Below are 1,009 nucleotides of genomic sequence, written 5' to 3'. Positions count from 1 at the left end.
GGCCGAGGGCGATAGATGCAGTTCGTTGGCCGCCTTGGTAAAGCTGCCCGTACGAGCAACGGCGAGAAACGCCTGGATATGCTGGATCGAATTTTTCATTTTTATTTTGCTCGAGCGTTTTGTTTTTTCGAATATGGAGTGCCGAATATTCCAATTTACAAAGCCTAACGCGATTCCAATACTCCAGGGAAAACAATAACCGGCCGAAAACGCCGTTCTGGAGCTACCCCATGCTCGCTACCCTGGGTGTCATCACCATCCTGTGCCTGCTCACCGCCGTCATGAGCAAGCGCCTGTCGCCACTGGTGGCCCTGATCGCCTTGCCGATCATCGCTGCACTGCTCGGCGGTTTCGGCCTGCAAACCAGTGCCTTCATCATCACCGGCATCAAGAACGTCGCCCCCGTGGTGGGCATGTTTGTGTTTGCGATCCTGTTTTTCGGGATCATGACCGATGCCGGCATGCTGGATCCAATCATTGATCGCATCCTGCGCACGGTAGGGACGCGTCCTACAAGGATTGTCGTCGGTACCGCGACGCTGGCACTGCTGGTGCACCTGGACGGCTCCGGCGCGGTGACCTTTCTGGTGACGGTGCCGGCGATGCTGCCGCTGTACACGCGGCTGGGGATTGATAAACGCATCCTCGCCTGTGTGGCGGCGATGGCGGCGGGGGTCAACTTCCTGCCGTGGACCGGCCCGGTACTGCGTTCCTCGGCGGCGCTGCATGTGCCGGTGGCGGACTTGTTCCAGCCGCTGATCCCGGTGCAGATCGTCGGCCTGGTCTTTGTGTTTGCCTGCGCCTGGTGGCTGGGCCACCGTGAAGAAAAACGCCTGGGGCTGGGCGCTGGTTCCAGCGTGGACGCCGTGCCGCAACGGGTGCTCAGCGACGATGATATTGCCCTGCGTCGCCCGCGGCTGTTCTGGGTCAACCTGATCCTGACCGTACTGGTGATGGTGGTGATGATTGCCGGCTGGGTCGACCCGGTGGTGATGTTCATGCTCGGCAC

General features: G+C 60.3%; 2 protein-coding genes. One reads left to right on the top strand and one right to left on the bottom strand.

What is annotated here, in order from left to right:
- On the bottom strand, positions 1 to 99 hold a 99-nt coding region (locus ACZ6ZQ_RS38665; protein ID WP_469773213.1), incomplete at its 3' end, for a LysR family transcriptional regulator.
- Between the two features lie 131 nt (positions 100 to 230).
- Between ACZ6ZQ_RS38665 and ACZ6ZQ_RS38660 the strand changes: the two genes are divergently transcribed.
- Positions 231 to 1,009, top strand: a 779-nt coding sequence (locus ACZ6ZQ_RS38660) for an SLC13 family permease (protein ID WP_469773212.1), incomplete at its 3' end; no start/stop codon positions are given.

It is taken from the genome of Streptomyces sp. NPDC053673 (assembly GCF_055585225.1).
This window is presented reverse-complemented; position numbering and strand designations above follow the sequence as displayed.